The sequence below is a fragment of the Terriglobales bacterium genome (genome assembly GCA_035651655.1).
Taxonomy (GTDB): domain Bacteria; phylum Acidobacteriota; class Terriglobia; order Terriglobales; family Acidobacteriaceae; genus DASRFG01.
In genome coordinates this window covers 120,124-133,860 of sequence record DASRFG010000028.1, presented here as the reverse complement: position 1 = coordinate 133,860, position 13,737 = coordinate 120,124, and the positions used below count along the sequence as shown (strand labels likewise).

Sequence of the window (13,737 nt, the reverse complement as noted above, 5' to 3'; positions counted from 1 at the left end):
GAAAGCTAATGCTCGGGCGTGGGCGTAACCGGCAGGCTCCTGTGCCCAGCAACATCAACCGAACGCACCGCAAAAATCACATTGTCCTTGGATTCTTCCAGGGTGACGCGCGTTGCAGAACCAACCGATCTAGAGCGCTCCCACAAGGGAGCAGTGGTGGAGCGCCACAAGACTTCATAGGCGCTGGCTAGTCCGCCTGGGGATGGCTGCCATTGCAGTGTAGATGTGTTCTCCAGTTCCTTGGCTAAAAGACGAACCTCGGCGGGTGGCGCCGGCGCTGAGGCCAACGCCGACAGGGACGCGGCATTCACCCGAGCTACATTCGCGACGTAATCGAAATTAACAAATTTTGGTAGATCGCCGTATTCGATTCCCTTTTCGGTCCGAACGTTTTGGTGCTGATGGTTGTAGTTTTCGCGATACTCAGTGAAGCGGACTGCCGCAAATCCCTCTTGATTAAACGAGAGATGGTCGCCGCCCCGCAGAAAACGATCGGGACGAAATATGAGCATCGGCTGGAACGAGGACGGCAAATAAACTGCCGCGATGTCAGCGATATAACGAGCCAATGCCCGAGAAGCCGAATCATTCTCGCCACCCAGAGCGCGTGTGCGGCGCACGTCATCGGGAGTTCCAGCTTCGAGGACGCTCAGCGGAACACCTTCCGAGAACAAGCGCACACGGTGAGGGTCTTGACCCGGACTTCGATCGCCGCCAACGATGTCGTTGTTAAGTACAGCTTCGATCTGCCAGCCCTGCTGCTTCGCCATTTTTGCAAAGTGCTCGCTACCGTAGAGTCCCTGCTCTTCCCCTGCAACAGCCAGGAAAATAATTGTGGCGGGAAAACGTAGCTGGCTGAGGACACGCGCGCATTCCAGGCTCACCGCGGTTCCACTTGCGTCGTCATTGGCACCGGGAGCTTCTCCTGTGGCATCTTCAGCGCCGCTGTTTCGCGAATCGTAGTGCCCGGTCACCAGGTAAATACGTTTGCGGTTTCCGGCATCGCTGCCGCGCAGGACTGCATACACATTTACGATCTCGGTTGGAGCGGGAACGCGCTCGCTCTTGGGCTGCACGAAGGTGTCAGTATGGACCTCCAGGCAGCCCCCGCAGGCACGGGAGTAGCGCTCGAATTCGGACCTGATCCATTCCCGCGCCGCCCCTATGCCTCGTCCTTCGGCGATAGAATCAGGGCCAGCAGCCGAAAGGGTCTGGCGGGTATGGAACTCGGCCAGCCGGGTAATGGTGTCGCGAATGTGTGCCGCTGAGATATTGCTCAATGCGCTTGCGATCTTTGGATCTGCAGCGTGGCGGCCGCCACTGGCACCGCGAGAGGCCAAGCGATGGGAGGACGGAGGGCGTGTGCCCAGAGTTCCCCGTTGGGCAACCGCCACCACCGTCGCTGCCATCAGAATGGCAATCCAGAAGACCAGCTTCATAGAACGTTGAACCACCCCGGAAGGGGACTTTCGCGCATGCGCCTCGCGTATATTGAATTTACTGCCCTGCCGCCTGCCCCAAGCGGCGGGGCGGGCTTGACGTTGGCCCCAAAGAGATTCTAAATAGTAGCAGGACGGCTATCATACGCACGGAGGCTCTTATGGTTTTATGTCCGGAATGCGAAACCGATCTGGACATCGAGGAAGACGAAGTAGACGAGGGCGAGATCGTCTCCTGCCCGGAATGCGGTGTTGACTTCGAAGTGATTACTACTCACCCCCTGGAATTGAACCGCCTTGAAGAAGAGGAAGCGGCCGCTGAGGCTGAAGAAGAGGCCGAGGACGGCGATTATTCCTAACGGCTGAGAGTACTCAGCTCCCTCCGAATAGCGACTCCCCACTGCATGCAGAAAACGAAGAGAGCCACACCAGCCCTTTGGCGAATTCACCCAACGTGTCCCGGCGGGCAAAGCTGACTATGTGATCTGGGCGGAGCCTACCGAGGGTAGCTAAGTTACACAAACGATTGACCTTAATGTCAGTTACCGAGGTTCACGGTGCACGAGGAAAACGACGAGGGGGTGGACACCTGGTTTGCATCTAACAGAGTAGAATCTGAAATAAATTTTGCTGCGGAGGTAGCCTAAATGAAGACCTGCGTGCTGGCCTGGTTGACGTTGGTGTTCCTACTTCCGGTAAAGCCCGCACATGCTCAAGCGTGGCCTGCGCGTGTGGGTTCTGACGTTAAAGAGAAACCTGCGCTCACCCGTACCTTGACCGGTCACGTAAGCAATGCGAGTGGCGCTCCCCTTTCCGGGGCGGTCGTGTACCTCACCAACACCCGCACCATGGCAGTGAAGACCTATATCACTGGGCCTGATGGCGCTTATCGTTTTCCGGAGCTGTCCCCCAATGTTGATTATCAGGTGTACGCACAGTACCAGGACAAAAAGAGCGACAGCAAGACCCTGAGTTCATTTGATAACCGGTCGCAGGTGCTGATCAATCTGAAGGTGGATACGAAATAGCAATCTTGGAATTTCCCCGCACTAACTAAAAAGCCGCCCACAGGCGGCTTTGCTTTTGGTCCAATTTCGAAACCTCTAATTCTGGTCGTTGCCCGCCCTCTTCCAGGACATGAGTTCCTCGATGGTGGAGGTGGCGCTGGAAACCGGATGCTTGTACGATTCTACTTCTGCGCGGCTGGCCTCTTCTCCCACAGCCCGTATGCTGAGGCCCACTTTCTTCTCGCCGGGATTCAGTTTGATGACCTTGAAGTCGAACTCTTGTCCCGGCTCTAACTTGATGGTCACGCCATTCGCGTCCACCGCCTCAGAGTTGTGACATAGACCTTCTATGCCATCGGCAATTTCGACGAATGCGCCAAAGGTGGCCACTCGCAAAACTTTTCCGTGCAACACGTCGCCCACTCTGTGTTGGGCAAAGAACGTCTCCCAAACGTCGGGCTGCAGCTGCTTCACACCCAAGGAGAGACGGCGCTTATCGGGCTCGATCGCAAGCACGATCGCTTTGACGCGGTCGCCCTTCTTGAGCACTTCCGAGGGATGCTTCACCCTTTTCGTCCAACTCAAATTGCTCACATGGACCAATCCATCGATGCCGTCTTCAATTTCAATGAAGGCCCCGAAGTCAGTAAGATTGCGAACGCGCCCTTCCACCGTGGCATTCACCGGATACTTCTGTATCAGGCTCTCCCATGGATTCGCTTCCAATTGCTTCATGCCCAGGGAAATACGCCTTTCTTCCGGGTTCACGCTTAATACTTCAGTCTCGACAGTGTCACCGACGTTAACAATCTTAGAGGGATGCTTCATCCGCTTGGACCAAGTCATCTCGCTCACGTGTACCAGTCCTTCGATTCCCTGCTCGAGTTCGATGAAGGCACCGTAATCAGTCACGCTGATCACTCGGCCCTTAACGTGGGCACCCACGGGGTAGCGGTGGGCGGCGTCCAGCCATGGATCGGGTGTGAGCTGCTTGAATCCGAGCGAGACCCGCTGCTTGTCTTTGTCGAATTTGAGGACCTTTACCTGGATCTCATCTCCGACATTCACCAGGTCGCGAGGGTGAGTGAGGCGGCCCCACGACATGTCGGTGATGTGCAGCAATCCATCGATGCCACCCAGATCGACAAAGGCGCCGTAGTCGGTAAGGTTCTTAACGGTCCCGGTGAGCACTGTGCCTTCTTCCAGGTGCTCAAGAACTTTGGAGCGTTTGGCCTGTTGCTCTTCCTCCAGCATCTGCTTCCGCGAGACCACGATGTTGCCACGTTTCTTGTTCAGCTTGATGATCTCGACTTCGATCTCTTGTCCTTTCAAGCCTTCCAAGTTGCGTACCGGCCGCAGATCCACTTGCGAGCCTGGCAAGAACGCTTGCGCGCCATAGATATCTACCGTGAGCCCACCTTTGATCCGCTCAATTACTATTGCCTTGATCGGCCGCTTCTCGTCGTGCGCACGCTCGATCTCATCCCAGGCCCGAAGCCGCTGCGCTTTCAGGTGTGAAAGCTTGGTATAGCCCTCTTCGGTCTCGCCCTTCTCAATCATCACATCAATTTCGTCGCCCGACTTGAATTTAGGGCTCCCCGAATGGTCCAGGACTTCGGCGATCGGCAGCATACCCTCTGACTTGGCGCCAATATCCACCACCACATGGGTGGGCGTGACCTTCAAAACCGTCCCTTTCACAACGTGATCTTCGCCGACGGCGGCTTCAGCTTCCGGGGTGAAGGTTTCAAGTGCGGTGGCAAAATCGTCAGTTAGCATGGGTTCTTTTTTTTCAGTTCGGATTGGAGTCGGGGAGGTCTTTTCTTCGGAAACTGCCGCCTGCGCGGTCTGTGACTCCGGCGCTTCAGAATCATTGGATTCAGACGCCGGCGAAAATTCCAGATTTCGTGCCGTGCTGTCGTGAAATTCCATACTCAGTGTCGCACCGGTGTGTGATGCGGAGCGGGCAAGGCAGACGGACTGCTGGTTCAAATCTTCGGTGTGATTGCCCAAACTATCGGGCTGGGTAGTTCCAGCGGTCAGACGTTCTAATGCAATGCCGCGTCCAACAGAACCCTTCGACTATAGCAACCGTTTCCGAAAGGTGTCAAACCCCTGAAGCCGTAACCAGCACCTGCGTGCTTCATGTGCAATCGGAAGTCCATCTGATACTCTCCCGGCCATGGATTATCTCTGGACTCCATGGCGTTACGCTTATGTTACTGATGCCCAAAAGCCAACAGGATGCATATTTTGCGAGGCCATTAAACAGAAAAATGACCGTGCAGCCCTGATTGTTTATCGAGGTACGCGTTGCTTCATTATCCTGAATACCTTCCCCTACACTTCCGGACACGTCATGGTTGTGCCCAATGAGCATGTGGACCAATTGGAAAAATTGACCGCGCCTGCCACTCACGAATTGATTGATCTCTGCCAGCGCATGGAGCAGGTTCTGCGAGAGGTTTACCATCCGGATGGATTGAATTTGGGAATGAATGTTGGGCGCGCTGCCGGGGCGGGTGTGGCCGACCACATACACATGCACGTCCTCCCCCGCTGGGTCGGGGACACGAATTTCATGACTACTACCGCAGAGACTCGGGTTTTACCCGAAGCGCTCGACACTACCTACCAGCGATTACGTGAGAAGCTGCAACATTAGCTGCACAAACCGTAGATGACATGGGGAAGTCTGCTCTCAACTGCTTTGCAACGAGTTTGAGACTGCACCAGCCGGCCAGCCCGCATCCTAATTTTGAGAAGAACAATTCAGGAGGAGGACCTCATGGCCCATTACGGCACGTTAGGTAGCCATCGTTTTTCCGAAGATGTTGACGACATTCGCGGTACAACCGTACGCGGCTTGGAAGATGAGAAGATTGGAACGATAGATGACGTGATTTTCGATCACGGCACGGGAGAGATCAGATATGTCGTAATTGACAGCGGCGGATGGCTGAAGAGTCGTAGGTTCCTGATTATGGCCAGCCGCATCTTTGCCAGTCCAGAGCGGCCAGATGAGTTGCAGGTGGGAGTGACCAAACAGCAGATCGAAGATCTGCCACCCTATGATGACAAGTTGCTGCGATCAGAGGAAGACTGGAAGAAATACGAGGAAGACTACAAAAAAGCCTGGCATGATGGGCCGGTGCAGCACCGCCACGGTTCTGACCGTAACATTACTCCCACGGACGACGAACTCGAGCCTGCCGGTGCTTCCGGACAAACGTCGAGTGGCGGGAGCACGGTAACGGCAGCCGATCTTTATCCCGATCGCATAACCGACAAATTCTCGGATCCAACGCCAAGTGGGGGGAAGGTCACGCTGAGGCCTGGAGGAATAGCGAGCCGGGCGGAAGACGCGTCCAAGGGTGTGGCGCTGCTCAGACCACGACTGGACGATTTTGCGGCTCATCTGCGGCGTAATCGAGTTGACGTCCAGGCTAAATGCCCGCAATGCGAAACCGCATCAGAGAAACAGCGCGACGTTGCTTAGTTTCTTCGAGGCAGAGGGCGCGGAGATCCCGTCCTCTGCCTCTAACTCTTTTCCAGCAGGTCCAACATTTCTTTTTCGCTTATCACTTTGACCTGCAGCTCACGCGCCTTATCCAGCTTGGAACCGGCGTCGCTACCGGCGACGACATAGTCGGTTTTCTTGCTGACCGATCCCGATACTCGACCCCCGGCGTCTTCGATGAGCTTCTTGGCTTCATCGCGAGTGTGGTTCGCCAGAGTCCCGGTGAGAACAAACGTCTTGCCCGCCAACGCGGTGCCGCGCTCTTTCTTCTTACCAGTGAAATTCAGCTTGGCCGAACGCAGCCTCTCAACCAGCTCGCGATTTTTTGCTTCTTGGAAAAAGTCGTAGATGCTCTGTCCGACGCGCGGCCCAACTTCATTTACTTCCTGCAACTCCTCCATACTCGCCTTCATGATGGCATCCAGCGACCCGAAATGTTCAGCCAGGAACTCGGCCGTGCGCTCACCCACAAAGCGTATTCCCAGACCATAGATCACCCGCTCGAGCGGCAGTTTACGGGAAGCTTCGATTTCATCCAGAACATTTTGCGCGGATTTATCACCCATCCGCTCCAGGCTAAGCAGGTCCTGCTTGGTGACACGGTAAATATCCGCAACACTCTTAACCAGACGGCGCTCCGTGAGCTGATTCACCAGAGCGTCCCCCATGCCTTCAATGTTCATCACGCCACGCGAGGCAAAATGCAAAATCGTCTCCCGCAGCTTTGCCGGGCAATTAGCATTCACACAGCGGTGGTCAGCCTCGCCCTCAACCCGCACCACGTGACCGCCACAGACCGGGCAGCGCTCGGGCATGTGAAATTTCTTTGTGCCGCGAGGCTTATCTTCGAGAACGCGTACCACCTTGGGGATTACGTCCCCGCCGCGCTCCACGGAAACCCAGTCGCCGATCTTGACTCCGAGCCGCTCGATTTCGTCGGCATTGTGTAACGTTGCGCGAGTGACAGTGGTGCCGCCGATGGAGACCGGCTGAAGGACCGCCACCGGTGTGAGTTTGCCGGTCCGACCCACTTGTGTGATGATGTCTTCGATTTTTGTCGTGCCCGAGCGCGCAGCATACTTGTAAGCGATCGCCCAACGCGGGGCTTTTCCTGTGTACCCCAGCTCTCGCTGCAGACGGGTGTCATCAACTTTGATGACTACTCCGTCAATCTCGTAGGCGAGCGCTTCGCGCTTCGGCTCCCAGGCATTGATAAAGTTCCAGACCTTTTCAATGTCGGCAGCCCTGCGCCAATTGGGATTGACCTTGAAACCCGCTTCCTGCAGGGCTTCGAGTGCTTTGGCGTGGTGCTCGAAAAATGGCCGGCCGTTTACCAGAACAAAATAGGCATAAAAATCCAGGCGGCGTTGCGCGGTAATGTTCGGATCGAGCACGCGCACCGCCCCGGCCGCGGCATTCCGTGGATTGGCGAATTTGGAGAGCCCCTGGCGTTCGCGCTCCTCATTCATCCGCTCGAAGGACTTTGTAGGCATAATCACTTCGCCGCGCACCTCAAATTCGGGTGGCAGGCCAGCTCTTTTCAGGGTTGCCGCCGGAATGGAGAGGGGTACCGAACGCAACGCTCTGAGGTTCAGAGTCACTTCTTCGCCGATAGAACCGTCACCTCGGGTGATGCCGAGCGCCAGGTTCGATTTCCCGCGCTCTTCCCGGTCGGGCGCGTAGCGTACCGCCATGGATAGCCCGTCGAGCTTGAGCTCGCAAACGTAATCCACGTCCTTCCGGCCGCTGAGTTCGTGCACCCGCCGTTCCCAGTCGCGTAGTTCTTGCTCGTTGTAGGCGTTATCCAGAGACAACATCGGGGAGGAGTGCGGCACCTTCACAAAGCCCTCGCGCGGCTTTCCCCCGACCCGTTGACTGGGTGAATCCGACGTAATGAGCTCTGGGTGTTCAGCCTCCAGCCGCTTGAGCTCCTGCATCAGTCGGTCGAACTCGGCGTCGCTTACTTCGGGATCGTCGAGCACGTAATACCGGTGCTCGTGATAGCGAATCTGGTCGCGCAGTTCGTCGATCCTATGCTCTAGTTTGGCGGCACTTGCCATCTCTGAAATTATATTGTGCGCGAGCGAGCTGCGGACGATCCCTGGAACAAAGCAAAGGGCTGGTGAAAAATCGCCAGCCCAGACTTTTTTATCGCGGCTGAGGTAATCGAAGGACTACGTTCCCAGCTCTTCAGCTGTGAGCTTCGTGTCAGCGCCCTTCCAGGCGGCGTCGAATTGCTTCTGTACGAATCCAGCCTCGTAGCTGCGCTTCTGCGCATCCAGGCTCTGCTTCAAGCCGAACAGGGAGCGGGGATTGCGGGGGTTCTTGTCCAAGTCGGCACGAAACACTTTTTCCGCCTCGTCCGGTTTTCCCGCGCGCAGCAGGACCGCCCCCAAGGATTCGCGGACTGGGAAAAACCAATCCGGTGGCTCGCCATAGTTAAGACCATCCTGAACGGCAACCGCCTCCTGCAGCATGCGAATGGCGGAGTCGTTGTCACTCTTTGCCACAGCGATCCGGGCACCCAGGACATTATCCGCAATCTTCAGAACGTCCCGTGTCTTATTGTTGAAGGGCATTGCAAAGATGGCATCCGCCGGAGTGTTGTTCTCCACTTCGACGACGGTCTGGCGTTCAGCCTCGGCCTCTTTCATCTTGCCAGTGGCGGCAAATGCCATACCCCTTGCGAAATGCCAAAAGGTGGTTACGACCTTCATCGAAGGGTCGGGCTGCGGGATTTGGAGAATATCGTTCCAGCGGTGGAAGCGAACATTGACCGCGATGGGAATTGCCACAAAAGGCTCTAGCGGCGGCATCATCTTCACCGCTGGAGCGACATGGGTGGCAAGCAAGTCGGCCGCTCGCTTGGATTCGGCGAATTTCCCGTCCATCGCGCCCGCAATCGCGATGAAGTGCAGGTTATGGCTGTAATACATCATCGGATATATGCCCTGCACGCCACTCGCTTTAATGTAAGCGCGGTCGGCAGCCGCAGCTTTTTCGTTGGTTTGCACAGCAGCCTCGTAGTCGCCTGTGCGGATGTATACGTGCGCGGGCATGTGGACGAGATGGCCAGCAGCGGGCGCGAGTGATGCCAGCCGATTTGCCTGGGGTAAAGCGCGCTGCGGGCTGGGCGATGCCTCTACCGCATGAATGTAGTAATGCACTGCGCCCACGTGGTTCGGATCGCGTCGAATCACAGATTCCAACGTTGAGATGACTTCTTCTGTGCCTTCTTGCGGGGTGCCGTCAGCCTTCCACAAGCCCCAGGGGTGCAGGTTCATTTCGGCTTCAGCAAACAATGTGGCGGCATCCAAGTCCTCAGGATATTTCCTGCTTACCTCGCGCATGGCATTGGTAGCGTTGATCGCCGCTTGATGCCAGTCAGCATTAGCTGGGCTGGGATACCTCTGAGCCATCGCCTCAATGTAGGCTTTCTCATTCGCAGGAGAGTTCGCTGAGAGTTGGACCGCCTTTTGGACCGCCTCGTACGCTTGCTTCCGGCGGTCATCGTTCGCCGGATCGTTGTAGTTCGGACCCACTGCTTCGGCAATTCCCCAGTACGCCATCGCCATTTGCGGGTCGAGCTCCGCCGCCCGTCGGAAGGAATGCGCCGCTTCGTCGTGATTGAAGGCATAGATCAGCCTGAGGCCCTGGTCAAAAAATTGCTGCGCTACAGGACTCTTGGTGGAGACGGGGTGATGAGTATCGCCAATCCCGGACATCAGGGTAGCTGCAGGCTGCGGGGCAGGATGCTGCTGCGCAATTGCAACGCTACAGGCAAGCAGGAGGACAACAAACAAAGTGGAACGTTTCATCGGCAATTTCCTCCCGAATCTGGATTTGATATGTCGGACCTTGGGCCGATGGAGAGTTCGAGATAGAGTAGTCAAAACCTGAGGCCGCCGCAAGCCAACAATGCAGCTATTTTGGCGGTGGAACGCGGCATCATCCAGGAACTGCTAAGCTTTCCCTGGCAAAAGCCTTGCTCCAGGCGACAAAACAGTGAAGAAAGCTGCACTCATCTACAACCCGGCCTCGGGACGCCAGCACGGCCGCCGCATGGCCCAGATCGAAGCGGCGGCAAGGGTGCTGCACAACACTGGCGTAGAAACCATTATTGCCGCCAGCAAAGGTCCGGGTGAGGCTGGCGCACAGGCGCAACAAATGATCGCGGATGGTTGCGACTCCATACTTGCCTGCGGCGGCGACGGAACCATTCATGACGTTATCCAGGGAATGGTTTACAGCCAGGCAGCGGTGGGCATAATACCCCTTGGGACTGCCAACGCCTTGGCTCACGACTTGGGAGTGCCACGCAACCCAGTTGCGGCAGCTCGTCTCGCGCTTACCGCTGAACGCCGTCGCGTAGCCGTGGGAAAGGTTACTTTTAACAAGACCGACAGCGAGTCTCAGACTCGGTATTTCATCGTGGCTGCCGGAGTAGGAGTTGACGCCCACCTTTTCTATCGCATTCACTCCCGCCTGAAACAACGAATGGGGATGAAGGCGTATTACGCGGAAGCATTCCACCTGTGGTTTACCCACGAGTTGAGCCGGTTTGAGGTGGAATTGACGGATCCATACGGAAACACGCGCCGGGAGAGCGTGTCGCAAATGCTGGCAGTGCGGATTACTCAGTTCGGCGGCGTGTTGAGGAAACTCGCCCCCGGCGCGGCTTTGGATCGAAACGACGTCCAGGTCTTATTGTTCCGCACTTCCAGCCGAGTGCCCTATCTTCTTTATCTGATCAAGACTTTGCTCCGCGGCGACATGCCTGTACCCGGTGTGGAGCTGGTGCACACCAGTCGTTTGACCTGTCGGCCGCTAACCAGCGGCAACGGCGCCACCGCAAGAATCTATGCTGAAGCCGATGGCGAATTGCTGGGAAAATTGCCGGTGGAGATTACAGTTGTTCCTCGTGCATTGACGCTGCTTGTCCCGCAATCTCTGGCCATGGAGAGGCTTCAGGATAAATTGCTGGTGAGCGCGGCGCCGCCGGTGGGCGACGCAATATCCTGAAACCTGTACACTCTGAACTTTGGATCCGCTCACCCACCTGCTGACCGGCGCCTGCATGAGTCGTGCCGGGCTGAATCGTATGACCGCGCTGGCGACACCAACTCTGGTGCTTGCTGCCGAAGCTTCGGACATTGATGTAGTCGCTTATGTTCGCGGGTCCGCGGTTGGATTCGCTCACCATCGCGGCATCACCCATACTTTTGTTGGTGTCCCGCTGGTGGCGGCGCTGGTGGTTGGTTTTGTTTTTATTTGCCACTGGTTAAAGCATCGCCGAGATCACTCAGCGAGCTCCCGGCCACGCTGGGGACTGCTTTTTGTGTTTTCGTGCCTGGCAGGCCTGAGCCATATTTTGCTGGATTACACCACAGCTTATGGAGTCCGGCCGTTCGAGCCTTTCAGCTACAGATGGTACGCCTGGGACATCGTCTCGATTGTCGAGCCGGTACTGCTGTTGATTTTGATCGCGGCCCTGGTTCTGCCTGGGTTGGGAAGTTTGATCAGCTCCGAGATTGGGGTTCGCCGCAAAGAACCTCGAGGGCGGCTGGCCGCGATTCTTGCATTGTTGGCGATGGCCGGAACCTGGGCAGTGCGTGATTACGAACATCGTCGGGCCATGGCAGCCATGCAGGCGCGGAACTACGAAGGTGCCGAGCCAGTGCGCTTCTCGGCTTTTCCCTACAGTGTCAATCCCTTCAAGTGGATGGGAGTGGTGGAAACCCAGAATTTTTTCGAGAACATGCACGTAGATTCCCTGACCCCTGACGTTGACCCTGACAACAACGCCCGCATTCGCTACAAACCCCAGGAAACGGCGGTCACCCTGGCGGCTAAGAAGTCCTATCTCGGCCGGGTTTATCTTGATTGGGCACGCTACCCCATTACCGAGACCGAGGAACTGGCGCCGCCGCAGAAAGGATACGTGGTTCGGTTCTACGACCTCCGGTACATGTTCCCTGAGCGCGAGGGCTCGCCGCTCAGCGCAGTGGTGGTGCTCGATGAGAACCTCAATGTGGTCGAGCAACGCATGAGCGCGCGCGGAGAACGCGCTGGTAGTGCCCGACACTGATCCTGATGGAAGCAGGTTTTGAGTTAAACTTGACTGAAGGCGTCACAGGGCCCAGAATTTTGTACGGTTCGTGAGTGACGTATCGAGGTGACCATGCTGGCATATATCTTTGTGCTGTTCGCGGCCGCGTTTCGTTTCGCGCCCCATCCTTTTGCATTTACTCCCGTGGCGGCCTCGCTTTTATTTTTCGGCTCGCGAATGCCACGCAAACAGGCGTGGATCCCTGTTCTTTTGCTGGCGGTAGGCGACGTACTGCTCACCCGGTTTGTTTACAGCTATCCCTTCACTTCGTATCACCTTGCCAGTTGGGTGTGGTATGCCGCGATGGTTTTCTTGGGCGGCGCACTTAAGAAAAATGCGAACGCGCTGCGAGTCCTTAGCGCCTCGCTGGTGGCGGCGGTGTCATTTTTCCTGGTCAGCAATTTTGCGGTCTGGGCTACGGTGCCCAATATGTATCCCCGTACATGGGGTGGGCTCGAGCTGGCTTACATCGCTGGACTGCCGTTTTTCCGCAATGATTTAGCGGGAGACGTGTTCTTCACCGCACTGATGTTTGGGATTCCCGCATTGCTGCACGCCGGCTCGAGTGCTCGCGAGAGCAGCCCCCAAGGCCCCATCGCTGGTGCCTGAAAGACTCTGATGATGGCTCAATTTCGTGGAGTGTAATACGCTTCTGGAGCAGCGATTCGAACCGGTTTTGAATCAGCCGACTTGATGCGGAGATGGTAAAACTGGCCAACTCTCTTTGAGGCAACCGGAGTAAAGGTCAAGAAGTACTCTGATTTGATGACCTTCAAAACCTGATCACCGACTTCACCTGGAGAGTCGGGGAATAGAGCCTTACCGCCGGTCATCCATGCTAGTTTGTTCAAGATGAACGGCAGCTTGAGACCTGGGCCTGAGAGCATTCCAATGGGAACAATGGTTACACCTTCGCGCACCGCTTCGCCTATCGCTTGATCCAGGGCCAGATGGCTCGCATTATCTTCGCCATCTGTTAGAACAAATATGATTCGCCGTGTCCTGCGGTTCGGGAATTTCTGTTTCGCAAGCTGCGATAGCCGTTCAGATGACTTGTATATCGCCTCGTAAAGCGCGGTCCTCTTCCGTGGCTCAATGTTCTGCAACACGGCTGAAAGCTCCACCTTGGAAACGAAGTCCTTGCTGAATATCACCGTGTCATTAAAGACGACCAAGAAGCCCCTATTGTCGCCGGAATCTAAAACATCAAAGAGGTTTGTCGCAGCCGTTTGTATAAACGGAACCCTGACACGGATTGAACCGCTAAGGTCAAGGACCAATGCGAATAGGAGCGGATAATCATTCGCCGGCTGTATCTCTAGGCGAGAAGTGACACGCTTTCCTGCATCAAAGACCGTCAACGATTGATTGGTCAAGCTTGAAATAGGATTGCCGTTCTTGTCACACACTGAAATCAGTATCGTTACAGGGGCATTAAATTTGTCTGACGAAATAGGTTGACTGCCGCCCTGGGACGCAAACGCGCTTGGGAAGCACAGACAAAGCGCAACTATGGCGATCACACTTGTTAATGCACATGCCATGCTTGATGATCTCAGCCGATCTCCCTTTTCAGTAATGGAAGTAGATAACACAGGTATAAAAAATAACAAAGGCCAGCTGCACTCAGCTGGCCTTTTTACCAGGGGAACAAAATTACGG

At 56.0% G+C, this 13,737-nt stretch carries 12 protein-coding genes; 7 read left to right on the top strand and 5 right to left on the bottom strand.

Annotated elements, in window-relative coordinates:
* Window positions 1-5: 5 nt before the first annotated feature.
* A complete protein-coding gene (locus VFA76_14305) occupies window positions 6-1,439 on the bottom strand; it encodes a M20/M25/M40 family metallo-hydrolase (GenBank protein ID HZR33014.1) in 1,434 nt (477 codons plus the stop codon).
* 161 nt (window positions 1,440-1,600) lie between these two features.
* On the opposite strand from VFA76_14305, the gene VFA76_14300 reads away from it, so the two are divergent.
* Window positions 1,601-1,798: a hypothetical protein gene (locus VFA76_14300; GenBank protein ID HZR33013.1), complete on the top strand. Its 198-nt coding sequence runs from the start codon at window positions 1,601-1,603 to the stop codon at window positions 1,796-1,798.
* 288 nt (window positions 1,799-2,086) lie between these two features.
* Window positions 2,087-2,467 carry a carboxypeptidase-like regulatory domain-containing protein gene (locus VFA76_14295; protein HZR33012.1) on the top strand — a complete coding sequence of 127 codons (381 nt, stop codon included), beginning with the start codon at window positions 2,087-2,089 and terminating at the stop codon, window positions 2,465-2,467.
* 75 nt (window positions 2,468-2,542) lie between these two features.
* Here the strand turns inward: VFA76_14295 and VFA76_14290 are convergent, their stop codons facing one another.
* The gene (locus tag VFA76_14290) at window positions 2,543-4,378 is read right to left on the bottom strand and encodes a 30S ribosomal protein S1 (GenBank protein HZR33011.1); all 1,836 of its coding nucleotides are present in this window, start codon (window positions 4,376-4,378) and stop codon (window positions 2,543-2,545) included.
* Window positions 4,379-4,628: 250 nt separating this feature from the next.
* Here VFA76_14290 and VFA76_14285 point away from each other — a divergent pair, with 250 nt between their 5' ends.
* Complete coding sequence (locus tag VFA76_14285; GenBank protein HZR33010.1) at window positions 4,629-5,111, top strand: HIT domain-containing protein; 483 nt, start codon at window positions 4,629-4,631, stop codon at window positions 5,109-5,111.
* 123 nt (window positions 5,112-5,234) lie between these two features.
* Entirely contained in the window at window positions 5,235-5,945 is a 711-nt protein-coding gene (locus tag VFA76_14280; GenBank protein ID HZR33009.1) for a PRC-barrel domain-containing protein, read from the top strand.
* A 41-nt stretch (window positions 5,946-5,986) separates the two neighbouring features.
* Here VFA76_14280 and ligA read toward each other — a convergent pair whose 3' ends face one another.
* Both ligA and VFA76_14270 read right to left on the bottom strand, forming a co-directional pair.
* Window positions 5,987-8,026 carry an NAD-dependent DNA ligase LigA gene (gene ligA / locus VFA76_14275; protein ID HZR33008.1) on the bottom strand — a complete coding sequence of 680 codons (2,040 nt, stop codon included), beginning with the start codon at window positions 8,024-8,026 and terminating at the stop codon, window positions 5,987-5,989.
* A 114-nt stretch (window positions 8,027-8,140) separates the two neighbouring features.
* The gene (locus tag VFA76_14270) at window positions 8,141-9,784 is read right to left on the bottom strand and encodes a hypothetical protein (protein HZR33007.1); all 1,644 of its coding nucleotides are present in this window, start codon (window positions 9,782-9,784) and stop codon (window positions 8,141-8,143) included.
* A 187-nt stretch (window positions 9,785-9,971) separates the two neighbouring features.
* Here VFA76_14270 and VFA76_14265 point away from each other — a divergent pair, with 187 nt between their 5' ends.
* The 3 genes from VFA76_14265 (at window position 9,972) to VFA76_14255 (ending at window position 12,684) form a co-directional block, all read left to right on the top strand.
* Window positions 9,972-10,988 carry a diacylglycerol kinase family protein gene (locus tag VFA76_14265; GenBank protein HZR33006.1) on the top strand — a complete coding sequence of 339 codons (1,017 nt, stop codon included), beginning with the start codon at window positions 9,972-9,974 and terminating at the stop codon, window positions 10,986-10,988.
* 19 nt (window positions 10,989-11,007) lie between these two features.
* Complete coding sequence (locus VFA76_14260) at window positions 11,008-12,054, top strand: metal-dependent hydrolase (protein ID HZR33005.1); 1,047 nt, start codon at window positions 11,008-11,010, stop codon at window positions 12,052-12,054.
* 93 nt (window positions 12,055-12,147) lie between these two features.
* Window positions 12,148-12,684: a DUF6580 family putative transport protein gene (locus tag VFA76_14255; GenBank protein ID HZR33004.1), complete on the top strand. Its 537-nt coding sequence runs from the start codon at window positions 12,148-12,150 to the stop codon at window positions 12,682-12,684.
* A 17-nt stretch (window positions 12,685-12,701) separates the two neighbouring features.
* On the opposite strand, the gene VFA76_14250 is transcribed toward VFA76_14255, so the two are convergent.
* The gene (locus VFA76_14250) at window positions 12,702-13,619 is read right to left on the bottom strand and encodes a VWA domain-containing protein (GenBank protein ID HZR33003.1); all 918 of its coding nucleotides are present in this window, start codon (window positions 13,617-13,619) and stop codon (window positions 12,702-12,704) included.
* Window positions 13,620-13,737 lie beyond the last annotated feature (118 nt).

Bases quoted from the DNA above. Each gene is read 5' to 3' on its own strand.
- VFA76_14305 (HZR33014.1), bottom strand. From the start codon at position 1,439: ATGAAGCTGGTCTTCTGGATTGCCATTCTGATGGCAGCGACGGTGGTG.
- VFA76_14300 (HZR33013.1), top strand. From the start codon at position 1,601: ATGGTTTTATGTCCGGAATGCGAAACCGATCTGGACATCGAGGAAGAC.
- VFA76_14295 (HZR33012.1), top strand. From the start codon at position 2,087: ATGAAGACCTGCGTGCTGGCCTGGTTGACGTTGGTGTTCCTACTTCCG.
- VFA76_14290 (HZR33011.1), bottom strand. From the start codon at position 4,378: ATGGAATTTCACGACAGCACGGCACGAAATCTGGAATTTTCGCCGGCG.
- VFA76_14285 (HZR33010.1), top strand. From the start codon at position 4,629: ATGGATTATCTCTGGACTCCATGGCGTTACGCTTATGTTACTGATGCC.
- VFA76_14280 (HZR33009.1), top strand. From the start codon at position 5,235: ATGGCCCATTACGGCACGTTAGGTAGCCATCGTTTTTCCGAAGATGTT.
- ligA (HZR33008.1), bottom strand. From the start codon at position 8,026: ATGGCAAGTGCCGCCAAACTAGAGCATAGGATCGACGAACTGCGCGAC.
- VFA76_14270 (HZR33007.1), bottom strand. From the start codon at position 9,784: ATGAAACGTTCCACTTTGTTTGTTGTCCTCCTGCTTGCCTGTAGCGTT.
- VFA76_14255 (HZR33004.1), top strand. From the start codon at position 12,148: ATGCTGGCATATATCTTTGTGCTGTTCGCGGCCGCGTTTCGTTTCGCG.
- VFA76_14250 (HZR33003.1), bottom strand. From the start codon at position 13,619: ATGGCATGTGCATTAACAAGTGTGATCGCCATAGTTGCGCTTTGTCTG.